Source organism: Pseudomonas sp. NPDC089392 (genome assembly GCF_044749595.1).
Taxonomy (GTDB): Bacteria; Pseudomonadota; Gammaproteobacteria; order Pseudomonadales; family Pseudomonadaceae; genus Aquipseudomonas.
In genome coordinates, this window is sequence record NZ_JBIVIF010000011.1 from 86,869 (window position 1) to 100,332 (window position 13,464).

Genomic DNA, 13,464 nt, shown 5'->3' on the forward strand with positions numbered 1-13,464 from the left:
ATGCTCGATAAATTCTTGCGCAATGTCATTTCTCGACCCGAGCTGCTGATCCTGACGCTGATGGTGATGATCATCGCCATGCTGATCATTCCATTGCCGACGCCGCTGGTGGATTTTCTGATCGGTCTGAACATCGTCATTGCGATCCTGGTTTTCATGGGCTCGTTCTACATCGAACGGATCCTGAGTTTTTCCACCTTTCCCGCACTGTTGTTGATCACCACATTGTTCCGCCTGGCGTTATCGATCAGTACCAGCCGGCTTATCCTGGTGCAGGCCGATGCCGGAGAGATCATCGCGTCTTTTGGTGAGTTTGTGATCGGCGACAGCCTGGTGGTGGGCTTCGTGATCTTCGCGATCGTCACCATCGTGCAGTTCATCGTCATTACCAAGGGTTCCGAGCGCGTTGCGGAAGTGGCGGCGCGGTTCTCCCTCGATGGCATGCCGGGCAAGCAAATGAGTATCGATGGCGATCTCAAGGCTGGTGTCATCGATGCCAAGGAGGCGCGTGAGCGGCGCAGCACGCTAGAGCGCGAAAGCCAGTTGTATGGATCCTTCGATGGCGCCATGAAGTTCATCAAGGGGGACGCGATCGCCGGGATCATCATCATTTTCGTCAACTTTCTCGGCGGGATCGCAATCGGTGTCGGGCAGCTGGGAATGGACATGTCCGAGGCGCTGTCGACCTACACGTTGCTGACAATCGGTGATGGCCTGGTGGCGCAGATTCCCGCGCTGTTGATCGCCATCGGTGCGGGTTTCATCGTGACCCGTGTCAACGGAGACGAGGCCAACCTGGGGCGCAACATGATGACCCAACTGCTGGGGCATCCTTTTGTGCTGGGTATTACTGCCCTGCTGGCCGTCGGTGTGGCAATGCTGCCAGGGTTCCCGGCCGCGGTGTTTCTGATCATCGCCAGTGCGCTGGTGGGGTTGCTGTACTTTCGCTACCGGCTGGGGAAGAAAACTTCGGGTACTGCCACCGTCACGCCTTTGGCGAGTGAAGAGGGAGATGCCGACAGTGAATTGGGCTTGATCGAGAACGTCGACGACATGGCCACCGAAACCGTCGCCTTGATGCTGCTGGTGCCAAGCGCCCGCGTCGAGGAACTGCGCGCGGCTCAATTATGCGAGCGTTTTCGTAGTCAGTTCTTTATCGATTACGGCATCCGGATCCCCGAACCGCGATTGCGTGGTGCCGACTCACTGCCGTTGGGGCAAGTTGCGGTGTTGATCAACGAGGTTCGTGCAGACCAGTTCGATATCCACTTCGATCTGCTACGTGTTGTCGATTACAAGCCGGAGCTTGAGCATCTGGGGCTGGATCTGACCACGGGCTTCGACAGCAATAGGCAAACCAGCGTATGGGTGCGCAGCACCGAGCGCGAAAAACTGCAGAGCCTGGGGCATCAGTTGCGTCCGGCTTACGACGAATTCTATCGCTGCCTGGTGAGCCTGCTGGCGCGCAATATTTCGGAGTTTTTCGGCGTGCAGGAAAGCAAGGTCCTGCTCGACGAAATGGAAGCGCGCTACCCGGACCTGGTCAAGGAAGTCTATCGCCATGCCTCGGTGCAGAAAGTCGCGGAGCTGCTGCAGCGCCTGGTCGCCGAGCGTATCTCGGTGCGCAACATGAAACTGATTCTTGAAACGCTGGCTCATTGGGCCTTGCGCGAGAAGGACGTGATTGCATTGGTCGAGCACGTGCGCGGCGGCCTGGCGCGCTACATCAGTAACAAATTTGCCAACGGCAACGACCTGCGCGTGTTGCTGCTCTCGCCGGAGTTCGAGGACGTGGTGCGCAAGAGCATACGTCAGACCTCTACCGGCAGCTTCCTCAACCTGGAACCCTCGGCCGGCGAAGACCTCATGGACCGGCTGGCCGTCGGGCTCGATAGCCTGCACATCCCTCAGAAAGACATGGTCATCCTGGCCTCGGTGGATGTGCGGCGCTACATCAAGAAACTGATTGAGGGCCGTTTTCGGGAGCTGGAGGTGGTTTCGTTTGGCGAAATTTCCGACGCCATTTCAGTGAAAGTGATCAAGACCCTTTAGGAGAGTGCGTTATGCAACAGATCGATATCGCCTCGTTGTTGAGGGAGGTGCTGGCACTCAGCGGCTGCAGCGATAAGCAGATGGGTAACTTTGACGGGCACAGTACGATTGAGCTGGAATTGGCCAATCTGCCCGCTATCAACATTGGTGTCGTCGATAACGGCCTATGGTTCTGGAGTGGGCTGATAGAGAGCAGCAACATGCTGCTGGCACATCGATCCGAGGACCTGTTGCGTTTCTTGATGCGCGGTTGTGCATTCGCCCGGACCGAGCAGATGCAGTTGGTCGAGGCCAACGGGATGCTGGAAGTGCGTGTGCTGCTGGCCGACTGGTCTTATGCGAGCGCAGAGTCGTTGGCGGATACGATGGACGCTTACCTGGCTGCAATGGCCACGCTTTGCGATCTCGTTCGTCAATGAGTCGAGAATTGTTGGTGCGCCGTGCTGCCCACCCGCTGCGTTTGAATGGTCCACTGCTTGAAGCGGCACTGCACAATGTGGCTATCGGCGAAGTGTGCGAGGTGCGAGGCGATTGGCGGGACGCCGCGGTGAGCGCTCGTGCGCAAGTGATCGGCTTCAGCCCCGATGCGGTATTGCTCAGCTTGTTGGGTGATGCGCGAGGGTTGTCCCGTGAATCGCTGGTCGTACCGACCGGTGCCTTGCTCAGCCTGCATTGCAGCGCTGCCATGCTCGGTAGCGTGATCGACCCCCAGGGGCGGATAGTCGAACGTTTAGCCCCCGGCGATGCATTCGATGGTCGCGACTGTGCGGTGGATGCTGCGCCCCCAGCTTACAACCAGCGTCGTCCGGTGAGCCAGCCGATGGCCACCGGCGTACGGGCGATCGATGGCCTGCTCACGTGCGGCATAGGCCAACGCATCGGCATTTTTGCCGCGGCGGGATCAGGCAAGACTTCATTGATGAACATGCTGATCGCCCACAGCGAAGCGGATGTGTTCGTTATCGGGCTGATCGGTGAGCGGGGGCGGGAGGTCACCGAGTTTGTCGAGACGTTGCGCCATTCGGAAAAATGCGCACGGTGCGTGGTGGTCTACGCGACGTCGGACTTCTCCTCGATCGACCGCTGCAATGCAGCGTTACAGGCAACGGCAATCGCTGAGTATTTCCGTGACCAAGGCGGGCAGGTGGTGCTGATGCTTGACTCCATGACCCGCTATGCCCGCGCCCGCCGCGACCTCGCGCTGGCGGCGGGGGAAGCACCGGCGCGGCGCGGGTATCCCGCTTCGGTGTTTGACTCCCTGCCGCGTTTGCTGGAACGCCCGGGCGTGACCGCCAACGGCAGCATTACCGCGTTCTACACCGTATTGCTGGAAAGCGACGATGAACCTGACCCCATTGCCGAAGAGATTCGTTCCATCCTCGACGGGCATATCTACCTGAGCCGCAAGTTGGCCGCCAGCGGTCATTTCCCGGCAATCGATGTGCTCCGTAGCGCCAGCCGGGTGGCGCATCAGGTCACCGGACACGATGTTCAGCAACTGGCGGCCAGGACCCGAAAGGTGTTGGCCCGCATCGAGGAGCTGCAGGTATTGCTCGATCTTGGGGAATACCGAGCCGGGGAAAATGCGGCTAACGATCAGGCCATGGCCTGTCGCGAAGCGTTGATGGCGTGGCTTTGCCAGGATTTGAGTGAGGGATGTGCGCCTCAGGTCGCGCTGGAGAGCCTGCATGGTCTCCTTGGCTGATATCCGCCGCCTGCTGGGGTTCAGCGATCACCGGCAGCGTGAGTGTGAGCGAGGGCTTGATAAGGCCTTGCGCACATTGGTTCTGCTTGAGGGTGAGCTGCAAGCGGTCGAGCAGCAGACTCATGGGCTCGATGAGCTCCTGATAAGTCAGCGTCCCGAGAATCAGCGGTTGAGCCATGCGCAGTTGCTGGCGCTGTTGCGGCGTCAGGCGGTCATCCGGCGGCAGATCGGTAACCTGGCGCTGGAACGCATCCGCCTAATGGACCAGCGCCAGGAGGTGGCTCAAGGGGTCGAGCGTTTGCAACAGCATCGCAAGGCACTGCAGAGGAAGCATTTGAAGTACCTGAGGCTAGAGCAACGTTTGCTGGGCGAGCGCCGTTCACGTCGGTGGCGCGATGAAGAAAATGACATTGATGAACTATTGGTGATTTGCAAATGAGCACAGTGAGACCTCCTGCAGTGGCGCTCCGTCCGGTCAAGGATCTTTTACCCAGCGATGAGCCTGGCCACAAAGACCAACCGCAAGTCACTGAAGACCGTAGTGCACTGGACGAGTTGCCGCAGGGTGCGCTGATGTTGCTGGCGCAATTGCAAACACTGCACGAACTCCCGCTGAAGTTATCGCTGGCAGCGCTGCGCTCGGGGACTGGGACTGAGGCCAGGTTGGCCAACGTATCGGTGGCTCAGACGATGGATTTACCGATGAAGCAGCCGTTCGTGCCTTCAGCGCCGGCACTGGTCAATGCTCGGTTGGCGCTGGCTGACCGCTTGCCAATCGCCGCACAGGTGCTTGTTCAGGCGCCCGTTGCCAGTGCGCTCGCCACACTCGATCAGGCTGCCGTCGATGCGTCGGCCGAGCAGAAAGCGCCATTGTCGTTTGCACATTTAGCCTCCGATCAAGCTGTCGCCGATAGGCCGGTCAAGCAGGAAACCCCTCAAGCATTACCGGCGCAACCATTGCCTTTGCTGGAAAAATCATCGTATTTGAACCCCGTAATGCGTATAGCGGTGCCTGCCAAAGCGACCCCTGAACCGAAATCGGCGCCTGAAGTCAGCATTGCCAGGGGTGCCAAGCACTACCTCCAGGTGCCCTTCAGCAAAGGTGATGCTGTTGGTCTGATCACGGTCAGCAAGGCAGGGGCCGAACGCCCCGAGCAGTTGCTGCTCAATCCAGGCAGTGCCTTGGTTTTCAGCTATTTGAGCGAAAGCCTGGCGCAGGCGCCGGATCCGCGCTGGCGTTTGAATGATCAGCAGGGGCATGAGTCCCGTCACGGTCACGAGCAGGAGCGACCGGATGAGGAGGGGGATGAGCAGAGCCGTCAAGCGCTTCGAGATAGAAGCGGGCGGGGAGAGCAGCAAGCGTGACATCCACTCTGTTCTTGCGCTGCGTTGCGCTGCCTGATCATGAGCGGCGCCAGGCGGTGGCCCGCTGGCAGCGTGAGGGGCACCCTGTGCGGTTGAGCCAACCGTCGCCCCAGGCACGTTTTATAGCCTTCCAGGCACAAGGTTGCCACGGTAGCTGGCAAGGCATGATCGGGGCTCGCGAGTGGCTGCAAGCGGTGGGGCCGCAATGGTCGCAATGGCTGCATCAGGAGGGCGCGGACCAGGAGATTCTGGAACTGTTCTCGGCGGTGAGCCGGCCCATCGAAATCGCGCCCGACCTGCTGGACTATCAGCGCCTGTTCGAGTTCAGGCTCATTCAGGGGGAGGCGCTGCAAGAGGCTTGTCTGCCCTGCATTGGAACGCCCCAGAGCGACTTGTGGGTCATGGAGGGCCCGAGCCAGCGCAAGGAGCCGTCACGCCCACTACAGGCCTGGTTGCAGGCAGTGCCGCAGGCCCTGCGAATCGTGCTCGGCAACAGCGAACTGGCTCGATTGCCATCTCGGCAACTGGCGAAGGGCGATGTGCTGGTCATCGCCGAGCAAACCCGACAACTCTTTATGGCCGATCTGTGTATCGGCCAGTTCACCTTTGTCAAGGAAGGTCTGCACATGCAACTCACTCCCCCGGATAACCCGTCGCCGAGCGCTCCCTGCGTGCTGTCGGAGCTGCCGGTCAAACTTGAATTCGTGCTGGGCGAACTCACCCTGAGCATGGCTACGCTCAACGAGTTCATCGAGGGCCAGGTGCTGCCCCTGGAGGCTACCGTCGCGAGCAACGTCGAAGTGCGTGTCGGTGGCAAGTGCATCGCAGTGGGTGAGCTGGTCCAGCTGGGCGATCGCCTGGGTGTGGAACTGCGTGAGGTGGGGCAGGGCATGGGTAATGAATGACATTTCAATGATCGGGCTGTTGGCAGTGGCTTCGTTGCTGCCATTCCTGATTGCCGCGGGCACCTGTTACATCAAGTTCTCTATCGTCTTCGTTATCGTGCGTAACGCGCTGGGCCTGCAGCAGGTGCCATCGAACATGGCCCTCAACGCCGTTGCGCTGTTGCTGGCGATGTTCGTCATGAGTCCCGTAGTGCACCAAGGCTATGACTATTACAAGGAGAACCGTGTGGCGTTCACCAGCATCGATGCGGTGGTGGAGTTCGTCGATAACGGTCTGGGCGGATATCGCGAATACCTGGCCAAGTACACCGACCCGGATCTGGCACAGTTCTTCGAGCGGGCACAGATTGTGCGCGAGGACCCGAGGGCCGTCGATGTCGAGTTGGATGAAAAGCTGGAACCCTCGTTGTTCGCGTTGCTGCCAGCCTATGCACTGAGCGAAATCAAAGCCGCCTTCAAGATCGGTTTCTACCTGTATCTGCCTTTCGTCATCGTCGATCTGGTGGTCTCCAGTATCTTGCTTGCCCTGGGCATGATGATGATGAGCCCAGTGATCATCTCCGTACCTATCAAGCTGGTGCTGTTCGTTGCGCTGGATGGCTGGTCCCTGCTTTCTACCGGACTGGTCGGGCAATACCTGACCCTGGCTCAATGAGACGCCGCGATGAATGACCTGGTGTTTGCCGGAAACAAAACCTTGTACCTGATATTGATCCTGGTGGCCTGGCCGATCATCGTCGCCACACTGGTGGGGTTGCTCATCGGTCTGTTTCAGACCGTGACTCAGCTTCAGGAGCAAACTTTGCCCTTTGGCTTCAAACTGCTAGCGGTGTCGGTCTGCCTGTTTCTGCTTTCTGGCTGGTACGGCGAGACGTTGTTGAGTTTCAGCCTGGAAGTCATGCGCCTGGCCCTGAAGTGAATCGCGATGAACGTAAGCCTTTTTTTTGACCTGCATGGCTGGCTGGCCGGGGCGATGATTTGCTTCGCTCGCCTGGCACCGGTGTTTTTCATGTTGCCGTTTCTCAACAGTCGCGCGCTCACCGGAGCACCGCGAAACGCCGTGATCGTGCTGGTGGGCATGGCACTGTGGCCTTATACCGCTGGCACGTTGCCTCGTCTGGACTCGCTTGGCTTCTACGGGTTGCTGCTGCGAGAGGCCGGAGTGGGGGTGATTCTGGGCTGCCTGTTGTCCTGGCCGTTCTGGGTGTTGCATGCCATGGGCAACCTGATCGATAACCAGCGCGGCGCGATGCTCAGCAGCACGGTCGATCCGGCCAACGGTGACGACACCTCGGAGTTGGCCAACTTTCTCCAGCTGTTCGCGGCAGTGATCTACCTGGAGGGCGGGGGCATGAGGTTGCTGGTGGAAACCTTGAGCCGCAGCTACCAACTCTGCTCGCCGGTATTCGGCTGCGAACTGCGCATCCAGCCGTTGCTCGGGCTGCTTGATCCGTTGATCAGCAAAACGCTGATCATCAGCGCACCGGTGGTGGCGACTTTGTTGCTCTCCGAGGCGCTGCTCGGCCTGCTGGCGCGTTTTGCGCCGCAAATGAACGCGTTCTCGGTGTCGCTCACGGTCAAGGGCGCCATCGCGTTACTGGTGTTGATTCTGTATTTCAGTGCGCACCTGCCGGACGAAATATTGCGCATGGCCACCAAGCCGGATCAGCTTGCGGACTGGATCGTACCGGCGCAGGGCCGCTGATATGTCCAGCGCCTCGAAAACCGAAAAACCCACGGCCAAGAAGCGTCGCGACGCAGCGAAAAAGGGCCAGACCTTCAAGGCCAAGGACCTCTCCAGTTCCTGCCTGATGCTATGCGCGATCATCTACCTGACGAGCAACGGTAGCTTGCTGGAGGTGATGGAGAGTTATCGACGCATCATCGCCTTGGGTTTCGCCGCCGATCAACAGCGTTATGCTGCCGAACTCGGAGTGCTGATGCTCAAGGTCGTGGCCCCGATGATTGTCGTGTGCTTTCTCGCCAGCGCTTTGCCCACGTTGTTGCAGACCGGGCTGGCCATTGCCAGCGAGGCCCTGAAGCTGAACTTCGGGGCATTGAACCCGGTAAACGGTTTCAAAAAGCTGTTCAGTCTCAGAACACTGAAGGATGCCGTTAAAGCCCTGTTGTACCTGGGTAGTTTCGTGATCGCATTCTGGATGGTCTGGCTGACTCAGCGGCATTTACTGTTTGCGCAACTCTATGCGCAACCAATCGACCTGTTTCCGATCTGGGCCCATTTGCTGCTGGTGCTGGTGCTGGCATTTCTGGGCTGCATATTGCTGGTCGTCATGCTCGATGCACTGTGTGAGTACTGGCTGTACATCAAGGACCTGAAGATGGACAAGCAGTCGGTCAAGCGCGAGCACAAGGAGCAAGAAGGCAACCCGGAGATCAAGGGGCGGCGGCGCGAGCTGCATCAGGAGCTGTTATCCGAACAGGTCAAATCCGACATTCGTGGTTCGCGAGTGATTGTCGCCAATCCCACACACATCGCCGTGGGGATTTACTTCCGGCCGGAAGTCACGGTGATGCCGTTTATCTCACTGATGGAAACCAACCAGCGGGCATTGGCCGTGCGCAAGTATGCGGCTGAAGTAGGCGTGCCGGTGATCAGCGACATTGCCCTGGCCAGACGCATTTTCAAGACCCATCAGCGCTACACCTTCATCCAGATGCAGGAAATCGAAAGCGTTCTGCGACTGCTGGTCTGGCTCGAGCAGGTCGAGCAGGCCTGATGGGCTCGCTACGAAACCGCTTGCAGGCATGAGCGACTCACGAACACCACGATGAGCGTTTTGTGACTGCGCCCCTTGCCTTCAGCTGGCTCAATAGCCTTGTCAGCACCGCTGAAGAAGCATTCAGGAGTAAGTAGTCATGAGCCGTCGAAAACACACAGAGCAGCAAGAGGACCGGATTTCCGAGCAGGTGATGCAGGCCGTACTTGATGGTGCATCGCTCAAAGATCTGCGCGGCGTCAGTACCGAGCAGATGGATAGCCTCTACGCCTTTGCCTATGAGTTCTATGAGCAGGGGCGTCTGGACGATGCGGAAAAGTTTTTTCATTTCCTCTGTATCTACGACTTCTATAACGCGCAGTACTGGATGGGTTTGGCGGCGGTGCATCAGCTCAAGCAGAACTATCAGAAAGCAGTTGATCTGTATGCCGTGGCTTTTGCCCAGGGTAAGCATGATTACCGCCCGATGCTTTATACCGGCCAATGCCAGCTTGCGCTGGGAAAAGCCGGCAAGGCCAAGCTGTGTTTTGAGTATGTCATCGAGCGCGTTCAGGAGCCGGGTATGCGGGAGCAGGCCCAGGCTTACCTGACTGCGTTAAACAATATCGACGCTGACCAGTCGGAGGAATAGTTGTAATGGATATCAGGGCCTTGTATTCACGCGTATCCCCAGAAACGCTGGCTCGTCAGGCCGGCAAGGAAAACTATGCGGACGCTGCGAGTAAAGCGGCCAACACCAAGGCCTATCAGCGCGCCGCCGATACGGCACTGGCCAACCTGCAGGGTGTGAACTACGCCGCTCAGTTGCAAGGTGGTAATGCTGCTGCCCTGGGCAGGCCGATTCTGGCTGTGCCGTCGCCAGGTGCTGAGCGTGCGAAACAGGGTTCTGAAGACACCTTCACCAAGTTGATGGCCTCGATCATCAACTTGTTGGGTGACGTCAGCATGGAGTCGACCAAGGCGCGCATGGAAATCCTCAGGTCGGTAGCCAAGGCCAGCGCTGATGGCAACAAGGCGTTGTCAGACAATTATCTGAAGGCAGTGGCGGAATTAGAAGCGGCTGTAGCCTCTGCGAGCAAATCCGAGGAAGAGCTCGCAAAGGCCAAGGCCAACGTCGACAGCGCGCAAAGGGCGCTGGCCGATGCTGAATCGGCACTGGAGCGAACCGAGCCGGGTACTCCCGAGCATGCCAAAGCCCTGGCGGCCCGCGATCTGGCGCAAGGCAAGTTGGCCGGTGCCCAACAACAACTGAGCAAGGCCACTGTGGCATATCAGGCCGCAGTCAAGGTGGCGGGTGAGGCTGGCAAAAAGGCTGAGGCTCTGGCCGGGTTGGTGGAAAACTCGGGGCTGGGCGACAAGCCGGTGCTCGATGGCATCAAGAATCAGCTGAACGCGGCTGCGACCATGGTGCTGCTGATGGCACGTTTTGCAGAGTTGATGGGCGAAAGCGCGGAAAACAAGATTGAAGCGGAGCAGGAGCTGTTTCGCAGTATGCAGGCGGCGCGTCAGGAATACATGGAGAAGAAGTCTGAAGAGTACCTGGAGCAAGTGCGTAAAGCCGAAGCTGCCAGCAAGACGGCGGGGTGTATCGGTAAGGTTCTGGGCGCGGTGCTGACCGTGGTCAGTGTCGTAGGGGCTGCTTTCACGGGCGGAGCCAGCCTGGCTCTGGCAGCTGTCGGTGTGGGGCTGATGGCCGCGGACATGTTGGTCAAGGAGTTAACGGGGGTGTCGTTCATGGAAAAGGCCATGAAGCCTCTGATGGACAACATCCTCGGCCCGATGATTCAGGCCATCGGTAAGGGGATTACGGACATTTTGAAAAAGGCCGGCGTCGATGCGGCCTCGGCCGAGATGGCCGGGATGATCATGGGCGCGATCGTGGGCGCCGTGGCCATGGTCGCGGTACTGGTGGTTGTCGCGGTCGTTGGCAAGTCAGCTGCGGGGCGGGTCGCCAGTGCGATGGGCAATATGTTCGGCAAATTGGCCAACAAGATGGCGCCACAAATGCTCAAGCAGGCCGCACGGGCGGTCAGCAATGGTTTTTCCAGTGTCATGACCAAGGCCCGTACCAGCATCGGTCTCAAGTCGGATGCGAACTCCCTGGGTATGTATGCATCACGCCTGGCTGCCTCGGTGGCGGTCGTAGAGGCGGGCGGTATCGCTGCCCAGTCTGCGATGGAGATCAAGTCCGGCATTCACCAGCGCAACGCGGCGCAACACCTGGCCGAACTCGAGTTCGCCAAGGTTATTTCCGAAGAGCTGAAAAACTATCTGAGCGATATGGTTCAGCTCTTCGATCAGTCCATGAAGGCCAAGGATGACGCCATCAAGAAAGCCTTCAGCATCCAGGACAGTATCAACAGCAGCAGCCTGAGCATGGCACGCAACATTTAGTTCAATTCAACAGGGTTGGAACTCATGAGATTATCGATCAATAGTCCCGCCGCATCGGGGATCAAACCTCAGGTCGCAGAGGTGCCAGGCAAGGTCATCGTCGAACAAAAGCAGCCGATGTCGATCAGTGGTATCAGTGGGCGCCTCGATGCACAGGTGTTGATGTCTCGGGAAGCGCAGGCTGTCCAGGCGATGCCCCCTCAGCAGTTGAACCAGTACTTGGACACCTCAGGATTCAGCGAGACTGAAAGCCAGGCGATGATGGCCTTGTTTCTGGCGGCTGTGGTCCATCAGGAGAAAGAAGGGCCCGAAGGCGCGGAAAAAGATCCGGTGAGTGCCCTGATGTCGTTCGATCCCGGCGCGTGGGAAAAGCATATTGGCGTGTTGGTGGCGGCAATAGTCGCGGTCAACATCGCACGCAAATCCAGTGCTGAACTGAGCGGCAAGTTCACCCAGATGGCCTATGAAGCCGCCATTGCGCAAGGCGTTGCGATCATGGCCGGTGGCGAGGCCGCGATGTGGGCCGCGGTCAGTGGCGCGGTCGTTGCCGCCACCATGTCTGTCGCTGGTGCCACGTTGTCCTTGCGTGGGCAGAGCCAGAAACACACCGATATCAAGACCAACAAGACGGATGCGGCGAAGTTCGATGCGCAAGCCCAGCAGATGCGCGTTGACCTGAAAACGCGGCCGGCTGTCATGACCGCGTCGGGTCCAAAACAGGTGACGGGTACCAATGCCAAGGGCGAGCTCACAACGGTGGAGCTGCAAGGCGGCAGCGGCAAGCTTGACCCGAGCGAGCGGGCAGCCCTTGAGTCGAACATCCGTGAGACGGTTGCCCAGGCCAAGGATGCGCGCATGAAAAGTGCTCTGCAGGCGAAAACCTACGAGCGCAACCTGACGGTTGGCGGTGCCATCAGTTCCATGGCGATGATGACCAGCTCCGGGTTGTCCGCCATCCTCCGTTTGCAAGAGTATTCACAGCGCCAGAGCGAAGTGCTGCATCAGTCCGAGCAGAGTCAGAACAAGGCGGTCAGTGATAACGCCAACCAGAGTGTCAATGAAGATACAGCGCTGGTCAGCAAGATGCTCGACGCTATCCAGCAGTTGGTCGATGGCCGCGGGTCCACCATTAACAACATCGCCACTGCGCGCGCGTGATCAGGAGTTCAGTCATGAAGATTGTTACCAGTTTCTACCCCACCACTGCACCGCGTATTGATCAACTGGCGAATGAGCAGGTTGGCAGTAATGAGCCCGAGCATCGTCCGCGCCCGACGACGGCTGAACGCTTGACACAGTCGGTAGTGTCCCGGTTAGGTGGCCTGAATGCCCGCCTCGATTATACAAGTATTGCAGTGAAGGCATTTTGTCTGCCCGCTGTTGCCGGCCCAGTTGATCCCGCGGCCGGTGAGGAGGTTTTGCGTGAGTACTTCAACGAGCGGCGTGCAGAGAGCGTCAAGACGGAGCACGCCTTACGAACGGTGCTCGGAACACTAGAGACCAGTAAGAGTCAGGGGCATTTACTGGAAACCGAATTACGCAAGTGGGCAGCCCTTGCCCAGCCTGTTAGCCCCAACATCAAACAGTGGAGGGATGAAACGCTCAAGAAACTAGGCGATTTACCGCATGCGTCAGAAGCTATGCGGAGTGTCTTGAACGCGTCTAGTGGTAACGCCGATTTTTTTGAGCAACTGCTGGCGATGATCGGTTTTATCAAGGGAGAATACCTGGCGATCTACGAGGCGCTGCTGGCCAAATACTCGGACTTCTACAAAGAATTCAACGAAACCATAATGGCAAAGATGGGAGACTGGATAACCGGTAAGTCGGATGGTAAGGAAGTCCACGTAAGCAGGGAATTGCGCACTGCTTTAATCGCATTGTTTAATAAGTACTCGCAAGCCCCGGATGGCGTCCTCTATCCCATTTCTGATCAGGGATCTGCGACTAAAGAAGATGCACAGAAGTGGGCCAAGGCCATGGGGCTGCCTGATTCATGTGTTCAGCCTGACGGCAAGGGTGGCTACCGGGTGATGATGGACTTGTCACCGCTGGACGCGATGATTGCAGCGGCTCCCCTCTTTGGCGCGACGTGGGATACCGCGAAGTTTCAAGCTTGGCAAACCGGCTTCAACAGCCAGGAAGGTGATTTGAAGAACCAGTTGCAGTTATTCACTACCAAGTACGGTAACGCCAACTCGTACCACGAAAACTTCAACAAGATTCTCTCTTCGCAATTGAGTCAGTATGCAGAAATGCTCAAGGCACTCGCGAGCGGAATTGGCTGATGTCGTCATTTCTTTGC

The 13,464-nt window shown here is 58.4% G+C and carries 14 protein-coding genes; all 14 read left to right on the plus strand.

Annotation, left to right across the window (positions count from 1 at the left end; all coding sequences use genetic code 11):
• The 14 genes from ACIP1G_RS12720 (at nucleotide 1) to ACIP1G_RS12785 (ending at nucleotide 13,447) form a co-directional block, all read left to right on the plus strand.
• Nucleotides 1-2,052 carry an EscV/YscV/HrcV family type III secretion system export apparatus protein gene (locus tag ACIP1G_RS12720; RefSeq protein ID WP_400737288.1) on the plus strand — a complete coding sequence of 684 codons (2,052 nt, stop codon included), beginning with the start codon at nucleotides 1-3 and terminating at the stop codon, nucleotides 2,050-2,052.
• 11 nt (nucleotides 2,053-2,063) lie between these two features.
• Nucleotides 2,064-2,471, plus strand: a complete 408-nt coding sequence (locus ACIP1G_RS12725) for an Invasion protein B family (protein WP_400737291.1) — start codon at nucleotides 2,064-2,066, stop codon at nucleotides 2,469-2,471.
• Nucleotides 2,468-3,757 (plus strand): type III secretion system ATPase SctN, encoded by a 1,290-nt coding sequence (gene sctN, locus ACIP1G_RS12730; RefSeq protein ID WP_400737294.1) that lies wholly within the window; start codon nucleotides 2,468-2,470, stop codon nucleotides 3,755-3,757. Before ACIP1G_RS12725 ends, sctN begins: the two co-directional genes overlap by 4 nt.
• Nucleotides 3,741-4,196 carry a protein SpaM gene (locus tag ACIP1G_RS12735; RefSeq protein WP_400737296.1) on the plus strand — a complete coding sequence of 152 codons (456 nt, stop codon included), beginning with the start codon at nucleotides 3,741-3,743 and terminating at the stop codon, nucleotides 4,194-4,196. The genes sctN and ACIP1G_RS12735 overlap by 17 nt, the downstream gene beginning before the upstream one ends.
• On the plus strand, nucleotides 4,193-5,122 hold the full coding sequence (locus ACIP1G_RS12740) for a hypothetical protein (protein ID WP_400737299.1): 930 nt from the start codon (nucleotides 4,193-4,195) through the stop codon (nucleotides 5,120-5,122). Before ACIP1G_RS12735 ends, ACIP1G_RS12740 begins: the two co-directional genes overlap by 4 nt.
• A complete protein-coding gene (locus tag ACIP1G_RS12745) occupies nucleotides 5,119-6,027 on the plus strand; it encodes a FliM/FliN family flagellar motor switch protein (RefSeq protein ID WP_400737302.1) in 909 nt (302 codons plus the stop codon). The genes ACIP1G_RS12740 and ACIP1G_RS12745 overlap by 4 nt, the downstream gene beginning before the upstream one ends.
• On the plus strand, nucleotides 6,020-6,682 hold the full coding sequence (locus ACIP1G_RS12750; protein WP_400737305.1) for an EscR/YscR/HrcR family type III secretion system export apparatus protein: 663 nt from the start codon (nucleotides 6,020-6,022) through the stop codon (nucleotides 6,680-6,682). The genes ACIP1G_RS12745 and ACIP1G_RS12750 overlap by 8 nt, the downstream gene beginning before the upstream one ends.
• Nucleotides 6,683-6,691: 9 nt before the next feature.
• The gene (locus ACIP1G_RS12755) at nucleotides 6,692-6,946 is read left to right on the plus strand and encodes an EscS/YscS/HrcS family type III secretion system export apparatus protein (protein ID WP_400737308.1); all 255 of its coding nucleotides are present in this window, start codon (nucleotides 6,692-6,694) and stop codon (nucleotides 6,944-6,946) included.
• Between the two features lie 6 nt (nucleotides 6,947-6,952).
• Nucleotides 6,953-7,732, plus strand: coding sequence for a type III secretion system export apparatus subunit SctT (sctT, locus tag ACIP1G_RS12760; RefSeq protein WP_400737311.1), 780 nt, complete (start codon nucleotides 6,953-6,955; stop codon nucleotides 7,730-7,732).
• A 1-nt stretch (nucleotide 7,733) separates the two neighbouring features.
• Complete coding sequence (locus ACIP1G_RS12765; protein WP_400737314.1) at nucleotides 7,734-8,765, plus strand: EscU/YscU/HrcU family type III secretion system export apparatus switch protein; 1,032 nt, start codon at nucleotides 7,734-7,736, stop codon at nucleotides 8,763-8,765.
• Nucleotides 8,766-8,904: 139 nt separating this feature from the next.
• Nucleotides 8,905-9,396: a type III secretion system translocator chaperone SicA gene (sicA, locus tag ACIP1G_RS12770; protein ID WP_400737316.1), complete on the plus strand. Its 492-nt coding sequence runs from the start codon at nucleotides 8,905-8,907 to the stop codon at nucleotides 9,394-9,396.
• Nucleotides 9,397-9,401: 5 nt separating this feature from the next.
• Nucleotides 9,402-11,159, plus strand: a complete 1,758-nt coding sequence (sctE, locus tag ACIP1G_RS12775) for a type III secretion system translocon subunit SctE (protein ID WP_400737318.1) — start codon at nucleotides 9,402-9,404, stop codon at nucleotides 11,157-11,159.
• Nucleotides 11,160-11,183: 24 nt separating this feature from the next.
• Entirely contained in the window at nucleotides 11,184-12,317 is a 1,134-nt protein-coding gene (locus ACIP1G_RS12780) for an IpaC/SipC family type III secretion system effector (protein WP_400737320.1), read from the plus strand.
• A 14-nt stretch (nucleotides 12,318-12,331) separates the two neighbouring features.
• Complete coding sequence (locus ACIP1G_RS12785; protein ID WP_400737323.1) at nucleotides 12,332-13,447, plus strand: IpaD/SipD/SspD family type III secretion system needle tip protein; 1,116 nt, start codon at nucleotides 12,332-12,334, stop codon at nucleotides 13,445-13,447.
• Nucleotides 13,448-13,464: the final 17 nt, after the last annotated feature.